Origin of the sequence: Tsukamurella sp. 8F (assembly GCF_029167375.1) — a bacterium.
Lineage (GTDB): Bacteria > Actinomycetota > Actinomycetes > Mycobacteriales > Mycobacteriaceae > Tsukamurella.
This window is the reverse complement of the sequence record NZ_JARFTP010000008.1, coordinates 1-18481: the sequence shown is the minus strand read 5'-3', so window position 1 is coordinate 18481 and position 18481 is coordinate 1. Positions and strand designations below refer to the sequence as shown.

16 protein-coding genes are annotated in these 18481 nt (G+C 69.9%); 9 read left to right on the top strand and 7 right to left on the bottom strand.

What is annotated here, in order from left to right; all coding sequences use genetic code 11:
- Window positions 1-13: 13 nt before the first annotated feature.
- From cobN to P0W64_RS08305, 6 genes are all read left to right on the top strand, one after another.
- Window positions 14-3613: a cobaltochelatase subunit CobN gene (gene cobN / locus P0W64_RS08330; protein WP_275479620.1), complete on the top strand. Its 3600-nt coding sequence runs from the start codon at window positions 14-16 to the stop codon at window positions 3611-3613.
- Between the two features lie 199 nt (window positions 3614-3812).
- Window positions 3813-4985, top strand: coding sequence for an acyl-CoA dehydrogenase family protein (locus P0W64_RS08325; protein WP_275479619.1), 1173 nt, complete (start codon window positions 3813-3815; stop codon window positions 4983-4985).
- Window positions 4982-6154 (top strand): CoA transferase, encoded by a 1173-nt coding sequence (locus tag P0W64_RS08320; protein WP_275479618.1) that lies wholly within the window; start codon window positions 4982-4984, stop codon window positions 6152-6154. The genes P0W64_RS08325 and P0W64_RS08320 overlap by 4 nt, the downstream gene beginning before the upstream one ends.
- Before the next feature lie 78 nt (window positions 6155-6232).
- Window positions 6233-7348: an LLM class flavin-dependent oxidoreductase gene (locus tag P0W64_RS08315; RefSeq protein ID WP_275479617.1), complete on the top strand. Its 1116-nt coding sequence runs from the start codon at window positions 6233-6235 to the stop codon at window positions 7346-7348.
- On the top strand, window positions 7345-8460 hold the full coding sequence (locus tag P0W64_RS08310; RefSeq protein WP_275479616.1) for an LLM class flavin-dependent oxidoreductase: 1116 nt from the start codon (window positions 7345-7347) through the stop codon (window positions 8458-8460). Before P0W64_RS08315 ends, P0W64_RS08310 begins: the two co-directional genes overlap by 4 nt.
- Window positions 8445-9791: an NtaA/DmoA family FMN-dependent monooxygenase gene (locus P0W64_RS08305; protein ID WP_275479615.1), complete on the top strand. Its 1347-nt coding sequence runs from the start codon at window positions 8445-8447 to the stop codon at window positions 9789-9791. Before P0W64_RS08310 ends, P0W64_RS08305 begins: the two co-directional genes overlap by 16 nt.
- Before the next feature lie 38 nt (window positions 9792-9829).
- On the opposite strand, the gene P0W64_RS08300 is transcribed toward P0W64_RS08305, so the two are convergent.
- Window positions 9830-11002, bottom strand: coding sequence for an alpha/beta fold hydrolase (locus P0W64_RS08300; protein WP_275479746.1), 1173 nt, complete (start codon window positions 11000-11002; stop codon window positions 9830-9832).
- A gap of 92 nt (window positions 11003-11094) precedes the next feature.
- Here P0W64_RS08300 and P0W64_RS08295 point away from each other — a divergent pair, with 92 nt between their 5' ends.
- Window positions 11095-11664, top strand: a complete 570-nt coding sequence (locus P0W64_RS08295; RefSeq protein WP_275479614.1) for a TetR/AcrR family transcriptional regulator — start codon at window positions 11095-11097, stop codon at window positions 11662-11664.
- A gap of 40 nt (window positions 11665-11704) precedes the next feature.
- On the opposite strand, the gene P0W64_RS08290 is transcribed toward P0W64_RS08295, so the two are convergent.
- Complete coding sequence (locus P0W64_RS08290) at window positions 11705-12154, bottom strand: MarR family transcriptional regulator (protein ID WP_275479613.1); 450 nt, start codon at window positions 12152-12154, stop codon at window positions 11705-11707.
- Between the two features lie 52 nt (window positions 12155-12206).
- Here P0W64_RS08290 and P0W64_RS08285 point away from each other — a divergent pair, with 52 nt between their 5' ends.
- Window positions 12207-12896, top strand: a complete 690-nt coding sequence (locus tag P0W64_RS08285) for an NAD(P)H-dependent oxidoreductase (RefSeq protein WP_275479612.1) — start codon at window positions 12207-12209, stop codon at window positions 12894-12896.
- 16 nt (window positions 12897-12912) lie between these two features.
- Here the strand turns inward: P0W64_RS08285 and P0W64_RS08280 are convergent, their stop codons facing one another.
- The 5 genes from P0W64_RS08280 to P0W64_RS08260 all read right to left on the bottom strand — a co-directional run bounded on the left by P0W64_RS08280 (window position 12913) and on the right by P0W64_RS08260 (window position 17725).
- Window positions 12913-13938 (bottom strand): LLM class flavin-dependent oxidoreductase, encoded by a 1026-nt coding sequence (locus P0W64_RS08280; RefSeq protein WP_275479611.1) that lies wholly within the window; start codon window positions 13936-13938, stop codon window positions 12913-12915.
- Window positions 13938-14864 (bottom strand): transporter substrate-binding domain-containing protein, encoded by a 927-nt coding sequence (locus tag P0W64_RS08275; protein ID WP_275479610.1) that lies wholly within the window; start codon window positions 14862-14864, stop codon window positions 13938-13940. Before P0W64_RS08275 ends, P0W64_RS08280 begins: the two co-directional genes overlap by 1 nt.
- A gap of 27 nt (window positions 14865-14891) precedes the next feature.
- Window positions 14892-15647: an amino acid ABC transporter ATP-binding protein gene (locus P0W64_RS08270; RefSeq protein ID WP_275479609.1), complete on the bottom strand. Its 756-nt coding sequence runs from the start codon at window positions 15645-15647 to the stop codon at window positions 14892-14894.
- Entirely contained in the window at window positions 15644-16603 is a 960-nt protein-coding gene (locus tag P0W64_RS08265) for an amino acid ABC transporter permease (protein ID WP_275479608.1), read from the bottom strand. Before P0W64_RS08265 ends, P0W64_RS08270 begins: the two co-directional genes overlap by 4 nt.
- Window positions 16604-16720: 117 nt before the next feature.
- The gene (locus P0W64_RS08260; RefSeq protein WP_275479607.1) at window positions 16721-17725 is read right to left on the bottom strand and encodes an iron-siderophore ABC transporter substrate-binding protein; all 1005 of its coding nucleotides are present in this window, start codon (window positions 17723-17725) and stop codon (window positions 16721-16723) included.
- Between the two features lie 92 nt (window positions 17726-17817).
- On the opposite strand from P0W64_RS08260, the gene P0W64_RS08255 reads away from it, so the two are divergent.
- Window positions 17818-18309 (top strand): FxsA family protein, encoded by a 492-nt coding sequence (locus tag P0W64_RS08255; protein ID WP_275479606.1) that lies wholly within the window; start codon window positions 17818-17820, stop codon window positions 18307-18309.
- The last annotated feature ends 172 nt before the right edge of the window (window positions 18310-18481 follow it).

Below are 18481 nucleotides of genomic sequence, written 5' to 3'. Positions count from 1 at the left end.
TAGGGTCGGCCCGGTGATCCTCCTGCTCTCGACCTCGGACACCGATCTCCTCTCGGCCAAGGCAAGCGGTGCCGATTACCGCTGGGCCAACCCGGCGCGTATCAGCGTCGACCTCGACCTGCCGGGACTTCTCGACGGCGCCGATGTCGTCGTCGTCCGGATTCTGGGCGGTAGGCGCTACTGGGAGACCGGCCTGGACGCCCTCGCGGCAAGCGGCAGGCCGGTGGTCGTCGTTTCGGGGGAGCAGGCCCCGGACGCGGACCTGATGGAGGCGTCGACCGTGGCCGCGGGCGTCGCCACGCAGGCCCACGCCTACCTCGCCGAGGGCGGTCCCGAGAACCTCCTGCAGCTCTTCCACTTCCTCTCCGACACGGTCCTACTCACGGGCCACGGATTCGAGCCGCCCGCGACGGCGCCGCAGTGGGGCCTCGTGCCCCGTGCCGGGAGCGGTGACCGAGCCGCCGGTCCACGGATCGGCATCCTGTACTACCGCGCACAGCACCTGGCCGGGAACACCGCGTACATCGACGCCCTCGCAGACGCGGTCGAGAAGCGCGGCGCGACGGCCGTACCGATCTTCTGCGCTTCGCTGCGGACCGCCGACGATGCGCTGTTCGAAAAGCTACGCACGCTCGACACGCTGGTCGTGACAGTGCTCGCTGCCGGAGGCACGACGCCCGCCGCCGCGAGTGCAGGCGGCGACGACGAGGCCTGGGACCCGGGGCGGCTCGCAGAACTCGACGTGCCGATCCTGCAGGCGCTCGCGCTGACCACGTCGCGCGACCAGTGGGAGTCCTCCGACGACGGCGTGTCGCCCCTGGACGTCGCGACGCAGGTGGCGATCCCGGAGTTCGACGGTCGCATCATCACGGTCCCGTTCTCCTTCAAGGAGATCGGCGACGACGGCCTGCCGGCCTACGTCCCGGACACCGAGCGCGCGGCGCGGGTCGCCGGGCTCGCGATCCGGCACGCCCGGCTGCGGTCGATCCCGCACGCGGACAAGCGGATCGCGCTGCTGCTGTCTGCGTACCCGACCAAGCATGCGCGCATCGGCAACGCCGTCGGCCTGGACACCCCGGCGTCGGCGCTCGCGCTGTTGCAGCGCCTGCACGGCGCCGGGTACGACCTCGGCGACCTGGACGCGATACCCGGACTGATGCAGGGGGACTCGGACGCCTTCATCCACGCCGTCGTCGAACGGGGCGGGCAGGACCCGGACTGGCTGACGGACGAACGCCTCGAGGCGGCCGAGATCACCGTCGGTGGCGAGCAGTACGCGGCGTGGTTCGCCACACTTCCAGCCGCGCTGCGCGACGCGGTCACCGAGCATTGGGGTCCGGCGCCGGGATCGCTGTTCACCACAGGCGAGGGCGATATCGCCGTAGCCGCCATGCGCTTCGGCAATCTGGTGGTGATGGTGCAGCCGCCTCGCGGCTTCGGCGAGAACCCCGTCGCCATCTACCACGATCCGGACCTACCGCCGAGCCACCACTATCTCGCGTCGTATCGCTGGCTCGCCGCGCGGCAGGACGAGGGCGGGTTCGGCGCCGACGCCGTGGTGCACCTCGGCAAGCACGGCAACCTGGAATGGCTGCCCGGGAAGACTCTCGGCATGTCCGCGGAATGCGGCACGGACGCAGCCCTGGGCGACCTGCCGCTCGTCTATCCGTTCCTGGTCAACGATCCGGGTGAGGGCACGCAGGCCAAGCGCCGCGCGCATGCCGTGCTCGTCGACCACCTCGTGCCGCCGATGGCACGAGCCGAGAGCTACGGGGACATCGCGCGGCTGGAGCAGCTACTCGACGAGTACTCGAGCGTCGCGAGCCTCGACCCGGCGAAGCTGCCGATGATCCGCCAGCAGATCTGGACGCTGTTGCAGGCCGCAAAACTGGACCACGACCTGGGCCTCGAGGGACAACCGGACGAGGACACGTTCGACGACATGATCCTGCATGTCGATGGCTGGCTGTGCGAGATCAAGGACGTGCAGATCCGGGACGGACTCCACGTGCTCGGCGCGGCTCCGACCGGTGACGCCGAGTCGGACCTGGTGCTGGCGATGCTCCGCGCGCGGCAGATGTGGGCGGGCGGAACGCACGTCCCCGGGCTGCGCGAGGCCCTCGGCATGGTGGAGGACGGGTCCGAGACCAAGTCCGCGACAGATGCATTCGAGGCCCGCGCGCGAGAGCTCGTGCGCGCGGCGGCCGCGGTGGGATGGGCCCCCGACGCCGTCGCACAACTCCCCGTGCCCGATGACGCCGATGTGCAGCAGGTACGTGCAATCCTCGACTTCGCGGCGACCGAGATGGTGCCACGCCTGCGCGCAACCGGTGCCGAACTGGACCATGTGCTGCACGCACTCGGCGGTGGCTTCGTGCCCGGGGGGCCGTCAGGCTCCCCGCTGCGGGGCCTCGTCAATGTGCTTCCCACGGGCCGGAACTTCTACTCGGTGGATCCCAAGGCCGTGCCGTCCCGGCTCGCCTGGGCGACGGGCCAGGAGCTTGCCGAGTCGCTGGTGGCCCGGTACCGGGGCGAACACGGCGAATACCCGACGTCGGTCGGCCTCTCCGTGTGGGGCACCTCCGCGATGCGAACCGCGGGGGACGATATTGCCGAAGTCCTTGCGCTGCTGGGCGTCACACCCGTGTGGGACGAACAGTCCCGGCGCGTGAGCGGTCTGGAGGTGATCGGGATCGAGGAACTGGGCCGGCCGCGCATCGATGTCACGGTGCGCATCTCGGGTTTCTTCCGGGACGCGTTCCCGCATGTCGTCACCATGCTCGACGACGCCGTGAATCTCGTCGCCGACCTGGACGAGCCGGACGAGGAGAACTACGTCGCAGCGCACACCCGAGCCGCGCTTGCCGAGCACGGTGACCGACGCCGAGCGACGACGCGTGTGTTCGGGTCGCAGCCCGGCACGTACGGCGCGGGCCTGCTGCAGCTCATCGACTCGAAGAACTGGCGCTCAGACGCCGATCTCGCCGAGGTCTACACCGCATGGGGCGGGTTCGCGTACGGGCGGGGCCTCGACGGGACACCCGCCGCCGATGACATGCGCGCCGCCTACCGCCGGATAGCAGTGGCCGCGAAGAATATCGATACCCGCGAGCACGACATCGCCGACTCGGACGACTACTTCCAGTTCCACGGCGGGATGGTCGCTACGGTCCGCCACCTCACGGGCGCGGATCCGCAGGCGTACGTAGGTGATTCGACGAGGCCGGACACGGTGCGCACCCGCACCCTCAACGAGGAGACCAACCGGGTCTTCCGCGCCCGTGTCGTCAACCCGCGGTGGATGGCGGCGATGCGACGGCACGGCTACAAGGGGGCCTTCGAGATGGCGGCGACCGTGGACTACCTGTTCGGCTTCGACGCCACGGCCGGAGTGATGGCCGATTGGATGTACGATCAGCTCACCCAGAGCTACGTCCTCGACGACGAGAACCGCAAGTTCATGCAGGAGTCGAATCCCTGGGCGCTACACGGGATCGCGGAACGGCTTCTCGAGGCACATCAGCGGGAGCTCTGGGCCGAACCCGACCCTCAGACCCTCTCTGAGCTTCAGCGCGTCTACCTCGAGACCGAGGGGGACATCGAGGACCGTTGATCAGCCTCGGATCGGCCTCGCCCCGGTGCGGGTCGGGAACGTGCGCACATCGTGGAACCGAAGCATGCACGTGCCGACGACCGGCGGTCCGGCTGCGGCCCACGGCAAGCTGTCGCGGCGCAACCGATACCTCGCAAGCCGATACCGCCGTGGACTAATTTGGATGACGCACTTCCCGCGAAACGATCCGGAGGCAGCAATGGCCCGCTCTCACGCAGTCGATCAGCTACTGGCGTTGGACTCGCTACTCGAGCCCGAAGAGCTCGAGATCCGTGACACCGTCGCTCGGTTCGCCGATGAGCGCCTGCGGCCGAACGTGGCCGACTGGTTCGAGGATGCGCAGTTGCCCGTGCGCGAGATCGCGAAGGAACTCGGCGGACTCGGCGTCCTGGGCATGCACCTCGAGGGTTACGGCTGCGCGGGCATGAGCGCCACCGCGTACGGGCTGGCCTGCCTCGAGTTGGAGGCCGTCGACTCCGGCATCCGCAGCCTGGTCTCGGTACAGGGCTCGCTCGCCATGTTCTCGATCCACCACTGGGGAAGCGAGGAGCAGAAGTACCAGTGGCTGCCGCGCATGGCCGCCGGCGACGCGATCGGCTGCTTCGGTCTCACCGAGCCCGATTTCGGCTCCAATCCGTCCGGTATGCGCACGCATGCCCAGCGCGACGGCGACGACTGGATCCTCAACGGGACCAAGATGTGGATCACCAACGGCTCGGTAGCCGACGTCGCGGTCGTCTGGGCGCAGACGGAAGGTGGCATCCGCGGCTTCGTCGTACCCACGGACACACCGGGATTCAGCGCCCCGGAGATCCGCCGGAAGATGTCGCTACGCGCGTCCGTCACGTCGGAGCTGGTGCTCGACGGTGTGCGGCTCCCCTCCAGCGCGATGCTGCCGGGCGCACAGGGGCTGCGCGGTCCACTGACCAGTCTCGGCGAGGCGCGGTTCGGCATCGTCTTCGGGGCTGTGGGGGCCGCGCGCGACTGCCTCGAGACCGCTATCGCGTACACGCAGACGCGCGAGGTGTTCGAGAAGCCGCTCGCCGCATACCAACTGACGCAGGCGAAGATCGCCGACATGGCGGTCGAGATCGGCAAGGGCCACCTCCTCGCATACCACCTCGGGCGGCTCAAGGACCGCGGCGAGATCACCTCCGCGCAGGTGAGCACGGGCAAGCTCAACAATGTGCGCGAAGCGATCGCCGTCGCGCGCGAGTGCCGGACGATTCTGGGCGCCAACGGGATAACCCTCGAGTACCCGGTCATCCGGCATGCCAACAACCTGGAGTCGGTGCTCACCTACGAGGGCACGTCGGAGGTGCACCAGTTGACCATCGGACGGGCGCTCACAGGCGCCGACGCGTTCCGGTGAGCGGAGCCGACGGGCCGGCTACACCACGGACGCCCGGCGCCCTCGACGGACTGCTCGTAGCCGACTTCGGGCGAGTCCTCGCGGGCCCGTACGCCACGATGCTGCTCGCGGACCTGGGCGCGGAGGTCGTGAAGATCGAGCGGCCCGACACGGGTGACGACACCCGCTCCTGGGGCCCGCCGTGGGTAGGCGAAGGCACCGACCGCGAGGCCACGTACTTCCTGTCGGTGAACCGCAACAAGAAGTCGGTCGCCCTCGACCTCACGACCGACGCCGGGCTCGACGCCGCGCGTGACCTCGTGACACGCGCCGACGTCGTCGTGGAGAACTTCCTGCCGGGCACCATGGATCGCCTAGGGCTCGGGTACGAGCAGGTGCGCGAGCTCAACGAGGACATCGTCTACTGCTCGGTCACGGGCTTCGGCGGGCAGAGCGATCTCGCCGGCTACGACCTACTCATCCAAGCGGTCGGCGGGCTCATGAGCGTCACGGGTCCGGATCCGCGGACGCCGACCAAGGTGGGCGTCGCCGTGGTGGACGTCGTGACCGGGCTGCATGCCACCGTCGGGATCCTGGCCGCGCTGCGGCACCGGGACCGGACCGGCGAGGGGCAGCGGGTCGAAGTCGCCCTGCTCTCGTCGCTGCTGTCGGCACTGGTCAACCAGACCTCCGGCTACCTGGCCGCAGGCATCGTGCCACGGGCGATGGGCAACCGGCACCCGAGCATCACTCCATACGAGGTCTTCCCGACTGCGGACCGTCCGCTCGTCCTCGCAGTCGGGAACGACCGCCAGTTCGCGGCCCTGGTCCACGTACTCGGCCTGCCCGATCTGGCGACGGACGAGCGGTACGCCACGAATGCCGCGCGGGTGGCGCACCGGGACGAACTGGCGGCCCTCCTCGAGCGGGCACTTGCGGCCCGCGCAGCCGACGACTGGTTCGAGGCGCTCACGGCGAAGCGGGTGCCCTGCGGACCGCTCAACGACATCGCCGACGCCTTCGCGCTGGCCGAGCGGCTGGGCCTGGACGCCACGGCCACCATCGAGGATCCGCGCCGCGACGCCCCGATCCTGCAGGCGGCCAACCCGATCCGTCTGAGCGCCACACCCGCGACGTATCGCTGCGCGCCGCCCAGGCTGGGAGAGGACAGCGCCCCGGGCCCCGGCTGAAATTCCCGTCGCCCCTGGTTGCAGCCACGGTGAGCGCAACCCGGTTCATCGGACGGAGCGCGCTCTAGCGTGGGATTCGTGACCACAGGCAGACGACCGATCATCGGCGTGGCGCTCGAGCCTTTCGGCTGGCACCCGGCCGCGTTCGCCGAGACGGGTGGCGAGGCGGCCGAGGCCACATCGGGCCGCCACTGGACTGCTCTGACGCGCGCAGCAGAGGACGCCGGCGCAGACCTGGCGACGTTCGAGGACTCGTTCACACTGACCGCCCGTGACCGGCTGTCGGGGCGGCTCGACGCAGCCCTGCTGGCCGCCCGGGTTGCTCCGGCGACGCACCGCATCGGCCTCGTGCCGTCCGTGACCGTCACCCACACCGAGCCGTTCCACACCTCCAAGGCGGTCGCGTCGCTGGACCACATCAGTGGTGGGCGCGGCGGCGTGCGACCACAGGTCACCGAGTCCGCCGCGGCCCGCGCGCTGTTCGGACGTGCACCACAGCGGGACCGTGAGACGCTGCTGCGCGAAGCCGCCGACTACGTGCACGTGCTCCGCGACCTCTGGGACAGCTGGGACGACGACGCCGTGATCCGAGACGCGGCCTCCGGCCGGTACGTAGACCGGGAGAGGTTGCACTACATCGACTTCGAGGGCGAGTTCTTCTCGGTGAAGGGGCCGTCCATCACTCCGCGGCCACCCCAGGGGCAGCCGGTCGTCGCCCTCCGCGTGACGGACGACGACGAGGCCCGGCTCGCCGCACGGTCGGCGGACCTCGTGTTCGCGCCCGTCACGTCCGATCATGACGCCGCCGCCACCCGAGATCGCCTCGATGACGCGGGAATCGGAGCGGGCACACCGGTGCTAGCGGACGTCACCGTGTTCCTCGCCGACAGCGAGCGCACCGCCGTGCGGCGCCTCGCCAAGCTGGACCGGCGCGAACCGTCCGCCGACGACACCCTGGTCTATGCCGGTACCGGCGCCGGGCTCCGTGCCCTGCTCGAGGAATGGCAGGCGGTGGGTATCGACGGCGCACGGATCCGGCCGGCGGTCAACGCCGTCGACCTGCCGCGACTCGCCGAGGCACTCGCGCCGCTGCCGCCTCCCGAATCCGGCACGCTGCGTGCACGGCTCGGTCTGCGCACGCCGGTACACCGCTTCGCATCCCCGTCCCCGTCGACCTCCCGAAACGAGCCATGACCACGAAGCCCACGCCCCTCTCAGTCCTCGATCTCGCTCCCGTGCCGGCGGGTGGCTCCGCACCCCAGGCGCTGCGCAACGCGGTCGACCTCGCGCGCCACGCCGAGGCGTGGGGCTACCGTCGGTACTGGGTGGCCGAGCACCACTTCGTGGCCGTAGCGAGCGTGTCGCCCGCGGTACTGATCGGGCAGGTGCTCGCAGCGACGTCGTCGATCCGCGTCGGCTCGGCTGCCGTCCAGCTCGGGTACACCACGACCGCCGCGGTGGCCGAGTCGTTCGGCACGCTCGCCGCGCTGTACCCCGACCGCGTCGACCTCGGGCTGGGGCGGTCGGCGCAGCGCAAGGCGCAGGCTCGCGAGGCGACTGCGGACGACGCGCAGCGCGCGACCCCGCCGCCTCGGGAGGTCGACGGGGTGCTCGTGCCGGCACCGTTCGATCCGAGCCGGCTGCTCGCGCGGCCCAGGGTGCTGGCAGGGCTCGACGCCTTGATCCCCGGCGGGGCCGAGACACCATCGTTCTCCCGGCAGGTGGGCGAGTTGGAGGATCTCATCTCGGGCCGGTTCGCTGTGAGCGGAACCGCGCTGCGTTCGCGTGTCGCGGAGGCGGTGGACGGACCGCTCTGGATCTTCGGCTCGAGCGCGGGGGAGAGCGCAGCGGTCGCGGGTGCGCGTGGGCTGCCGTTCGTCGCCAACTACCACGTGAGCCCGGCGACGACCCTCGACGCCGTGGCCGCGTACCGAGAGGCGTTCACCCCCGGGGCGCTGGACCAGCCGCACGTGGTGGTGTCTGCCGACGTCGTGGTGGCCGGCACCGATCAGGAGGCCGCGACACTGGCCGCCGGGTATCCGAAGTGGGTGCACTCAATACGTTTCGGTGACGGGGCCATCGAGTTCCCCACCGATAGCAATGATCTCACCGATGAGCAGCGCGCCGCGGTCGCGGACCGCACCGACACACAGTTCGTCGGCGCGGCCAGCACGGTCGCCGAGCGGCTGCGCGCCCTCGGCCACGCGACCGGCGCAGACGAACTCGTCGTCACCTCCGTGACCCATGACCACGCTGCGCGCCTGCGCAGCCACGAGTTGCTGGCGAAGGAATGGGGGATCCTGTGAGCGACATCCCGGTTCGCGAGGGGCGCCACCGCAAACCGATCCACCTCGGCGCGCACTTCCCGGGAGTGAACAACACCACCGTCTGGAAGGTGCCCGAGGCCGGCAGCCAGATCGATTTCACCTCGTTCGAGCACTTGGCGCAGGTCGCCGAGGACGCGAAGTTCGACTTCTTCTTCCTGGCGGAGGGGCTCCGGCTGCGCGAGCACCTCGGGCGGATCCACGACCTCGACGTCGTCGGGCGGCCCGATACATTCGGCGTGCTGGCCGCGCTCGCAGCGGTGACCGACAGGCTCGGACTCGCGGGCACCATCAACACGACCTTCAACGAACCCTTCGAGGTGGCGCGGCAGTTCGCGACCCTCGACCACCTGTCCGACGGTCGCGCCGCCTGGAACATGGTCACGTCTTCGGACGCGTTCACCGGGGAGAACTTCCGTCGCGGCGGGTTCCTCGCGCACGCCGACCGCTATCGCCGGGCCGGAGAGTTCGTGACCGTCGCCCGGGAGTTCTGGGATGCGTGGGACGATCATGGGCCGCACCGTGTGGTGCATCGAGGCGACTACTTCGCCGTCGACGGCTATCCTGTGCTCCCACCCGGACCGCAAGGCCGTCCCGTGCTGCTGCAGGCGGGAGACTCGGCGGACGGGCGGGAGTTCGCGGCCGCACACGCCGACGCGATATTCACCCGGCACGGCACCCTCGACGCCGGGCGCGAGTTCTATGCGGACGTGGGGCGCCGAGCGGCCGCCCGCGGACGGAATCCCGAGCACCTCAAGGTGTTCCCGGCGGCGACGTTCGTCTTGGGCGACAGTGCCGCCGAGGCCGACGAGAAAGCTCGTCACATCCGACGGCTCCAGGTCGGTCCGCAGACCGCGATCAACTTCCTGGAGCAGGTATGGGGGAGCGATCTTTCCGGCTACGACCCGGACGGGCCGCTACCCCGGGAGGATCCGACGTTCGACGCGGTCACTCTCGGCCGCACACGCCAGGGCGACCCCAGAGAGATCGCCGCACGCTATCGCGACCGCGCCGAGGCCGATGGGCTGTCGATACGCGAACTAGTCATCGAGATGACGTCGCGGCAGCAGTTCGTGGGCACCCCTGAGAGCGTGGCGGACGAGATCGATCGATACGTCCAGGCAGACGCCTGCGACGGATTCATCCTGGTACCGCACCTCACGCCGACGGGCCTCGACGACTTCGCCGCCGACGTCGTGCCGATCCTCCAGGAGCGCGGCGCGTTCCGCTCCGAGTACGCGGGTACCACCCTCCGTGACCACCTGGGGCTCCCGCCCGTAGATGCGGCCGGTGCCGGCAGGGCGACGGGATAAGGCGTGCCGTCCGGCCGTCGCGGAGACTGGTACCCCGATTACCGGGCCGCGGCGCGAACGGTGTCCAGCCATCCGAGCGCGACACGTACTGCCAGACCCACGTTGCCGATCTGGCAGTGGTTGCCCGCCTGATCCGCGGCGGTGAACACACGCGTGGTAACGGACCGCGCAGCGGTGAGGTTCGCCGCCTGGCGCTCGAGCTGGCCGAGGGGTATGTAGTGGTCGTTCGCACCTGCGAGCAGCAGCACATCCGCGCTCACCCGACCCGATACGTCGCGCGTGTGAGTGGCGGCGGCGGCACGCAGGAACTCGTGCGGAGTCCGCGTCCCGGTGATGTGCATACCCTGCCACAACCCCCACTGCGAGACCGGTCTTCGGGCGGCCGCGCGCCGCGCGGCGAGATCGATCAACCGGTGTGCCCGCACTGCCAGCAGCGTCCGGAGGACCGGGCCTGCGCCCGGAGCGATCTGTCGTGCGACGAGGTCGAGCTCGTCGTCCGCGACGTCGAACGCGACGACCCGCCGAACGCGGGGATCGAAGGCGGCGGCCCGGATGACGAGGCCGCCGCCGAGCGAGACACCGATAGCGGTGACGCCGTGATCGATCCCGAAGTGGTCGAGGACCGCGCCCACGGGGCGCTCCCATGCGGGCGTCATCGCGATCCCGTGGTCCTCGAGGGCACCGCCCTGCCCGGGCCCGTCGAACGCGATCACCCGGTAGCCGGCGTCGGAGATGGCTGTGGCGAGCGGGAGGAACTCCTCGATATAGCTGTCGAACCCGCCGAACACCAGCACGGTGTCGATCACCGGGCCGGCGGGAGTCAGATCGTAGGCGGGCAGAGTTCCGCCGGAGTACGGAACACCTTCCGGCTGCACTTCGAACAGTTCGCGCATGTCGCCTACGAACCGCTCGCGGGTCGGGCGTCGTCGCGGATCCGTCGGCAGCATGAAGAATTCGGCGGCGCGATCGTAATACGCACCGGCGAGACGCCTTCCCTCGGACCGCGCCTGCCCAGCCGCAGCAAGGAAGCCGTCGATCCATTGCGAGTACTCGGTGGCCGATCGTGCCACCGCAGCCACATCGTCGATCGCCTCGGGACCGATCCATTGCACCCAGCGGTTGCACTGGAAGTTCAGGCTGCGATCCGGGTGGAAGTGGTGGTAGCCCACCGCGGCGTCGGGGCGCCAGTCGAGAACAGGCTTCGGGGGCATCACCAGGGACTCCTATCGCAGGCAGACTTGCGTTATGGACGGTAGCCCTCGCCGCGACATATCGCAAGGCTGGTTGCGATACTCTGCTGCTCATGGCTGAAGACGCGCGACTGGGGCGCCGGGGCGAGGCCCTACGGCGGGCGGTCCTCGACGCGACCCTCGGCGTCGTCGCGGAGAGCGGGGCCGATGAGGCGACCGTTCAGAGGATCGCCCGGCGTGCTGGTGTACACGAGACCTCGATCTACCGCCGCTGGCGGACCAGAGAGGCACTGCTCCTCGACGCGCTGATCGACCATTCGCGCACCGAGATCCCGCCGCCCGACACCGGATCGCTGCGCGGCGACCTCATCGCCCTGCTGACGGCGGTCGCAGGCTTCGTCTCGTCGGCGCAGGGGAGGGCGCTGCTGCGCGCCGGGGCGCAGGCCTCACCCGAGTACGACGATGCGCTCCAGGCATTCTGGCGCTCCCGCCGCGATGCGCTCGCCGACGTGATCGACGCAGCGACCCGCAGAGGCGAGCTCTCCGTCGATACCGATCCGACCCTGATGGTCGAGACGCTCGCAGCGCCCCTCCATTTCCGCGCCCTCGTGAGCCGGCAACCGATCGAGCCGGATCTGCCCGGGCGCCTGGTGGATCTCGTGCTGAAGGGCGCGCGGGCCTGATCGAGCCCAGATCCAGCGGCGACCGCGGTCGGGTAGCTGTCTACAGCTGACCCGCATCACCGAGATCGCCCGTGGCGAGACGGTGGAGCAGGCCGCGAAGCGTGTGCCGGTCGGGCACCGGGAGGGGCTCCAGCAGTTCGTCTTCGATGCCGCGCAGGCGGCCGCGCGCGTCGGCCAGCGTCGCGGCGCCCTGGTCGCTCAGCTCTACTCGGCGGACCCGGCGGTCGGCCGGATCGGGCGCGCGGCGCACCAGCCCGGCACGCTCCAACTCGTCGAGCAGGTACGTCATCACCGTCCGATCGAGGCCGAGGTATTGCGCCAGCGCCAGCTGACTCCGCGGGCCGCCCGCCTGGGCGGCCAGCAGCACCTGATAGCCGCGCGGACCGCCCGGCAGATCGTTCAATAGACCGTCGGTGAGTCTCCGATACCGGCGGACGACCGTGAACAGAGCCCAGCCGAGATCCTGTTCGACACTCTTCGGTGCTCGCATCGGCACAAGGTATCACCCCTCGCATAAATCATCTGTTGACACGATCATCTGTATGACAGAGTATTTGTGGGTGTCCAATGAGATGAAGACCGTACACAGTCTCTGCCGAGTCGACAGCAGCATCCAGGGGGCGGCCTCGGTCACACGCGAGATCGCCGACGAAGTCGAGAAGGCCTGGCTAGCAAGACTTCCCGGCGCTGGTGTCGTACGCCGTGACCTCACACAGAGCCCTGTCTCGCCGGCGATGTGGACCGACGCCCTGATGGGCCGCCGCGCCGAGACTCCGACGCCCGCGCAACAAGCCGCGGTCGCACTGGCCACGGAGCTGGGCGATGAAGTGCTCGCGGCAGACGCGCTCCTGGTGTGCGCGCCCCTGTACAACTGGGGCGTATCCGGGCACGTCAAATGCTGGATAGACATGCTCTGGACCGACCCGCGTTTCGCACCAAGAACGTATCCGCTGGCCGGCCGCCCGATCGTGCTCGTAGTGGCGCGCGGGGGCGGCGCGTCGCCCGGCGCCCCGCAGGAGGGCTGGGACCACTCCGTGCCGTATCTGGTGCGGATGTTCGGTGACGAGATCTTCGGCGGCGACGTCACGGTCATCGAGACCGAGCTGACGCTGGCCGACCGCAGTCCCGCGATGGCCCATCTACGCGACAGGGCCGCCGACCTTCGTGCCCGCAACCATGAGCTCGCCGCCGCAACCGGCGCCGCCCTCGGCGAGCGCTTCGCAACGGACTGAATCCGCGCACGGCACCCTACGCCGCGGCACGGAGCGCGGCGGGTAGTCCCACCGCGTCTGTGAGGACCTGCTCGTAGTCGCCGAGCGGGAACTCGTAGGGGAGCTCGAGGCGGAGCTCGGTGACCCCCTCGAAGGCGGGGTCGGCGGCGATCTGCTCCGCGATGTCGGCGACGGGCCCCACGAGGTCGGGAGCGAAGATCGTCCGGCGGTCACCGTGTTCGCGGAGCGTCCGACCGTGGCGCGCCGCCTCGTACTCGCGGTAACGGGCGCGCGTGGCCCGGTCCGCGGAGTCCGTCGGGACGACCACACGCCCCACCGCGACGCGGCGCGGCGGATACCCGCCGTTCTCGGCCGCACCGCGATAGACGTCGATCAGTGCCCGCTGGACCCCGCCGAACCCACTACGGGAGAACAGCTCTGCGTCGAATCCAGCCGCCGACACGATGTTGCCGGTGAGCAGATGCAGCCCGGCGCCACCCGACCATCGCGACGACGGCACGCTGGTACCGCCGTACCAGAGACGGTCCCGCAGTCCCGGCCGGTGCGGCTGCAGACGAGGACGCTGAAGGTTACCGGGCGAGGAGATCAGCGCGTCCGGCCCACCGAGATACTCGCCCGACAGGTGGCCGACGACGCGTTGTACGCGGCCGTATCCGAGATCATAAGAGCGCCAGTCACCGTCGTACACGACGTCGCCCAGTAGGTCGGAGTGCGGCATCCCCGTGCTGAACCCGGCCTGGACCCGGCCGTCCGATAGAGCGTCCGCCATGGCGAGATCCTCGGCCAGCCGAAACGGCGTCTCGTAGCCGATGGGTATCACAGCGGTACCCAGTTCGATGCGGGAGGTGCGCTGAGACGCCGCCGCGAGGAACACCGCGGCGGAGGACACCCCGTGCTCGAGGTGCCGCTGCCGCACCCAGGCGCCGCGGTACCCGAGGCGCTCGGCGAGCTCGAAGACCTGCAGCGTGGATTCGAGACCGGCCACGGGATCGTCGTCGGGGTAGTTCCCCGGCGTGAGGACGGCGAGCGACTCGACCGCCATCAGAACGACGGCGCCGGGCTCAGCTCCGACTTCTTGATCCCGGTCTCCGCGACACCCCACTTGGCGAAGATCTTCGCGTAGTCGCCCGTCTCGATCAGCTTGTTCACGGCGTCGACCAACAGTCGTGCGAGCGGCGAGCCCTTCTTGGTCACGAAACCTACAGTGGTGGAGCTGATCTGGCCGAGGTACTTGGTGCCGGGAATCTTACCTTCGGTGTACTGGAGCGACAGCGTCGGGCCGAACTGGACGTCGGCCTTCTTGGTCTGCAGAGCCAGAGTGATGGCGCCGTTGTCGTTGTAGTACTGCACCGTGTACGAGGGCTTACCCTCTTTGGCGCAATCGTTCTTGCCCTTCTCGAGCAGGTCCTGGAACGTCGAACCGGGGGCGGTGGCGATCTTCTTGCCGCACAGGTCCGTCAGCTTCCTGACGGTGCCGAGGTTCGTCCCGGGCGCCCCCAGGAACGACTGTCCGTCAGCCAGATAGGTGGCGAAGTCGACCACCTGGAGCCGGGCCGCTGTGACGCCGAAGTTGGACTGCCCCACCTGGTATCGGCCGCTCTGCACGCCCGGGATGATGGTGGAGAACGTTCCGTGCTGCTGATTCCAGTTCACCCCGAGCACCTTCGCGACGGCGTTGCGAAGGTCTACGTCGAGGCCGACCTCGTGGCCAGCGGGTACCTCACCTCCGTGCGGCAGGTTGTTCACTCCAGGCGTAGGCGAAGTGCCCAGCGTCAGGCTGGTCGCGCCGCCCGGGACACGGGAGTGGAGCGCGGGGTCGGTCGCGACAGACGAGACGACATCGGCGGTGGGTACGGCAGCCGACGATGAGGCGGGGACGCCTGTGTCGGAGCCGTTTCCGCATGCGACGAGCGCTGTCGCGCAGAGGGCTGCGATTCCGGCGGCGGCCAGGCGACGATGCAGAGACACGATTCTCCTCGGGAAGGGAAGGGGGATTCAGCGCACGGCCGACAGGAACGCGCGGGTGCGCTCCTCGCGGGGATCTCCGAACACTGCTGAGGGCGAACCGGATTCGACGATCCGGCCGTCCTCCATGAACACGACGGTGTCCGCGACGTCGCGCGCGAAACCGACCTCGTGGGTCACGACGACGAGCGTCTGCCCGCCGGACGCGAGATCGCGGACCACGTCGAGGACCTCGCCGACCAGCTCCGGGTCCAGTGCGGACGTGGGCTCGTCGAGCAGCACGGCGGCCGGCTTCATGACCAGCGTGCGCGCGATCGCGACGCGCTGCTGCTGGCCACCGGAGAGCTGCGACGGATAAGCGTCCTCGCGCCCGGCGAGCCCGACGCGAGCCAGCAGCTCTCGGCCGCGGGCCGTCACCTCGGTGCGCGCCGCGCCCGCGGCGAGCGGTCCCTCGAGCAGGTTCTCCTCGACGGTGAGGTGCGGGAACAGATTGAACTGTTGGAACACCATTCCGATGCGCGCCCGCTGCCGCGCGACCGCTGCGGGTGGGAGCTCACGCAGCACCGCACCGCTCTCGCGATAGCCGATCACGTCGCCGTCCACGCGCACGTAGCCGGCGTCGGGCCGCTCGAGGTGGTTGATGCATCGCAGGAGCGTCGACTTACCGGACCCTGATGGTCCCAGGATCACCACGACCTCGCCCTGCTGGACGTCGAGGTCGACACCGTCCAACACGACCCGGCCCCCGAACGACTTCCGCAACCCGCGGATCTCGATGGCGCTCATCGGTCACCGCCCGCGAGCCGCGGCCGCCATCGCAGCGCCGAACCCAGGACCGCAGTGCCGGACCACGATGCTCGCCCCGAGCCGGCCCGCCCACGCGCGTACCGGCGCTCCACGAAGAACTGGACGACTGCGAGCACCGTCGTCGCGACGATGTACCAGAGCGTGGCCACGAAGAGCAGGGGCATCACCTGGAAGTTCTGGGCGTAGATCATCTGCACCGAGTACAGGAGGTCGGTGACGGCGATGACGCTCACCAGAGACGTCGACTTGAGCGTCCCGATGAGGAGATTGCCGGCGCCCGGCACGATCGCGGGCATGGCCTGCGGGAGAACGATGCGCCGGAAGATGCGTCGCGGTGACAGGCCCAGCGAACGTGCGGAGTCGAGCTGCGCGGCGGGGACCGAGAGGAGACCGCCGCGCACGATCTCGGCGGCGAAGGCCGCAACGTCGAGCGTGAGCGCGACGAAAGCGGCCAGGATCCCGCCGAACAGGTGCGCCGTATCGAACCGCACGAACTCGGGGCCGAACGGGACACCCAGCGACAGCGTCGGGTAGATGGCGGCCAGGTTGAACCAGAAGAGCAGCAACACCAGGGGAGGGATGGATCGGACCAGCCACACGTAGCCGAACGACACCGCGCTGAGCACCGGGTTCGACGACAGCCGCATCGCGGCGAGACCGATGCCCAGGAGCCAGCCGGCAACGAACGTCGCCGCGGTGAGCCCGAGGGTGAGTCCCAGGCCGCGCAGGACGGTATCGGCTGTGAGGTACGACCCGACGGTGCCCCATTCGAAACGCGGGTTCGTCACGAACGAGTGTGCCGCCATCGCGGCCAGGACCGCCAGGACGGCGGCCGCCACCCATCGGCCAGGATGCCTGCGTGCCACGAGCCGCGGCGGATCCGCATTCGGGGGAGCGACGTCCGGCGCCTTCAGATCGATCGCATGTGTTGCCATGATGCGCACGACGCTAGGCGCGCCGGCGCCCACGGCACAGGTTAAGAATCGGGCTGAGCGCTACAACGTCCGATCGGAATCAGCCGCGGCACAGCGGTCCGGGTATCCGGCCGGAGATCAGCCCTTCGCGGCCTTCGACAGGGCGTCGACTACGCGGTCGACACCCCACCCGACGGAGAGGATCGTCGGGGGAGAGACCGCGGTGACCAGGTCACGGCCGGTGATGGTCGCGACGTGGCGTCCCGAGACCTGTGGGATCGCAGCGACGGCGGGACGGCCGAGGAACGTGTCCTGCGTGGCCCTCTCCGGTGCGTACGACACCAGCACGTCGGACGTCAACCGGGCCATACTCTCGAATCCGACCGTGTAGTAGAAGGTCTCGTTGCCGTTGGCGAGCTCGTTCACGCTGGGCGCGTCGACGAGGCCGAAGTCGCGCAGGTATTCCACGCGCGGGTCGTTGGGCCGGTAGACCGCGAACTGCTTACCGTCGTCGGCGCCCGCCGCCACGGTCTTGCCTTTCAGCTCGGGATGCTGGGCCGCCTTCCGCTCGACCAGCGCATCGGCGTCGGCGACGAGCCGCTCGCCAGCGGACTCCCGGCCGACGGCCTTCGCCACGATGGAGACCACATCGCGCCAAGGCGTGGACCACGCCTTGTCCGGGAATGCAACGGTGGGCGCGATGCGGCTGAGCGCGTCGTACTGTTCCTTCGTCAGGCCCGAGTACGGTGCGAGGATCACGTCGGGCCGGGTCGACGCGATCTGCTCGATGGGCACGTCGGTGCCGTTGTTGGGAAGGACCACCGGTACCGCGGCGTGCTTCGCGGCCAGCGCGTCCTTGATCCACGGCAGCACGCCCGCCGAGTCGCCGCCGTACTCCTGTCGGGGGATGGCGACCGGGACGATTCCGAGCGCGAGCAATGCGTCCGCGCTGCCGAAGCCCCAAGCGACCACCCGCTTCGGCGACGAGCCGACCTTCGTCGTGCCGAACGCGTGCGTGATGGTCACCCCGGCACCCGAACGCGCCGTATCCGCGCCCTGCCCCGCACAACCTGCGAGGGCGAGCGTCGCCGCAGCGCCTACGGCAGCGAGTCGGAGACGGCCACGATGATGGGGTTCACGCACTTCGGATGCTCCTCGCATCTAGACGGCAGGCGAACCTAACCTAACAATTCGGTCTGGGAACTCCCCGTACGGCCCCACGCGTTGTATCGGACATGAAGCTCCTGGCTGTTGCGACCTATTTCTTGATCGAGGTGGCCGCGTTCGCCGGGCTCGTGTGGTGGCTCGGGTTCGGATGGGCGGTGCTGGCGATGCTCGCCGCGCTGGCCATCGCCGTCCTCATGCTCCGCCGCACCGCCGGCGACGTGCTGCGCCGCCTCAACGCCGCGCTCGAAGGCGGTGAGGCCCCCGGGCCCGTCCTGCTCGATACGGCTCTGCTCGCGTCATCCGTGGTCCTGCTCGCAGTGCCGGGCGTGGTGAGCACCGTGCTGGGGATGGCCCTGCTGACCCGCCCCGGCCGCGCGTTGGCGCGCCCCGCGGCCGCGTACGTCGGCGCGAAGCGGATCGCGAGATTCGTCGACGGCAGTGTGTTCGCGACGGCGTTCACCGCCGGCGGCGCGGGTCCGGTCGTCGAAGGCAGTGTCGTCACACCGCACCGCTCGGACGGACCTCGCCCCGGGTATCGCGAGCTCCCGCCCGCCATCTGACGTCACGCTCCGCCCGGTCGCTTGGCACACTGGACGACCGTGACAACGGAACTCCTCGTCGGCGGCCACGTCTACACCCCGTCGTGGGGGGGGGGGGGGGGGGGGGGGGGGGGCGGGGGGGGGGGGGGGGGGGGGGGGGGGGGGGGGGGGGGGGGGGGGGGGGGGGGGGGGG

Excerpts from the sequence above, each read along its gene's own strand:
- P0W64_RS08325 (WP_275479619.1), top strand. The coding sequence starts at position 3,813 with ATGGCCCGCTCTCACGCAGTCGATCAGCTACTGGCGTTGGACTCGCTA.
- P0W64_RS08310 (WP_275479616.1), top strand. The coding sequence starts at position 7,345 with ATGACCACGAAGCCCACGCCCCTCTCAGTCCTCGATCTCGCTCCCGTG.
- P0W64_RS08305 (WP_275479615.1), top strand. The coding sequence starts at position 8,445 with ATGGGGGATCCTGTGAGCGACATCCCGGTTCGCGAGGGGCGCCACCGC.
- P0W64_RS08300 (WP_275479746.1), bottom strand. The coding sequence starts at position 11,002 with ATGCCCCCGAAGCCTGTTCTCGACTGGCGCCCCGACGCCGCGGTGGGC.
- P0W64_RS08295 (WP_275479614.1), top strand. The coding sequence starts at position 11,095 with ATGGCTGAAGACGCGCGACTGGGGCGCCGGGGCGAGGCCCTACGGCGG.
- P0W64_RS08290 (WP_275479613.1), bottom strand. The coding sequence starts at position 12,154 with ATGCGAGCACCGAAGAGTGTCGAACAGGATCTCGGCTGGGCTCTGTTC.
- P0W64_RS08285 (WP_275479612.1), top strand. The coding sequence starts at position 12,207 with ATGACAGAGTATTTGTGGGTGTCCAATGAGATGAAGACCGTACACAGT.
- P0W64_RS08280 (WP_275479611.1), bottom strand. The coding sequence starts at position 13,938 with ATGGCGGTCGAGTCGCTCGCCGTCCTCACGCCGGGGAACTACCCCGAC.
- P0W64_RS08270 (WP_275479609.1), bottom strand. The coding sequence starts at position 15,647 with ATGAGCGCCATCGAGATCCGCGGGTTGCGGAAGTCGTTCGGGGGCCGG.
- P0W64_RS08265 (WP_275479608.1), bottom strand. The coding sequence starts at position 16,603 with ATGGCAACACATGCGATCGATCTGAAGGCGCCGGACGTCGCTCCCCCG.
- P0W64_RS08255 (WP_275479606.1), top strand. The coding sequence starts at position 17,818 with ATGAAGCTCCTGGCTGTTGCGACCTATTTCTTGATCGAGGTGGCCGCG.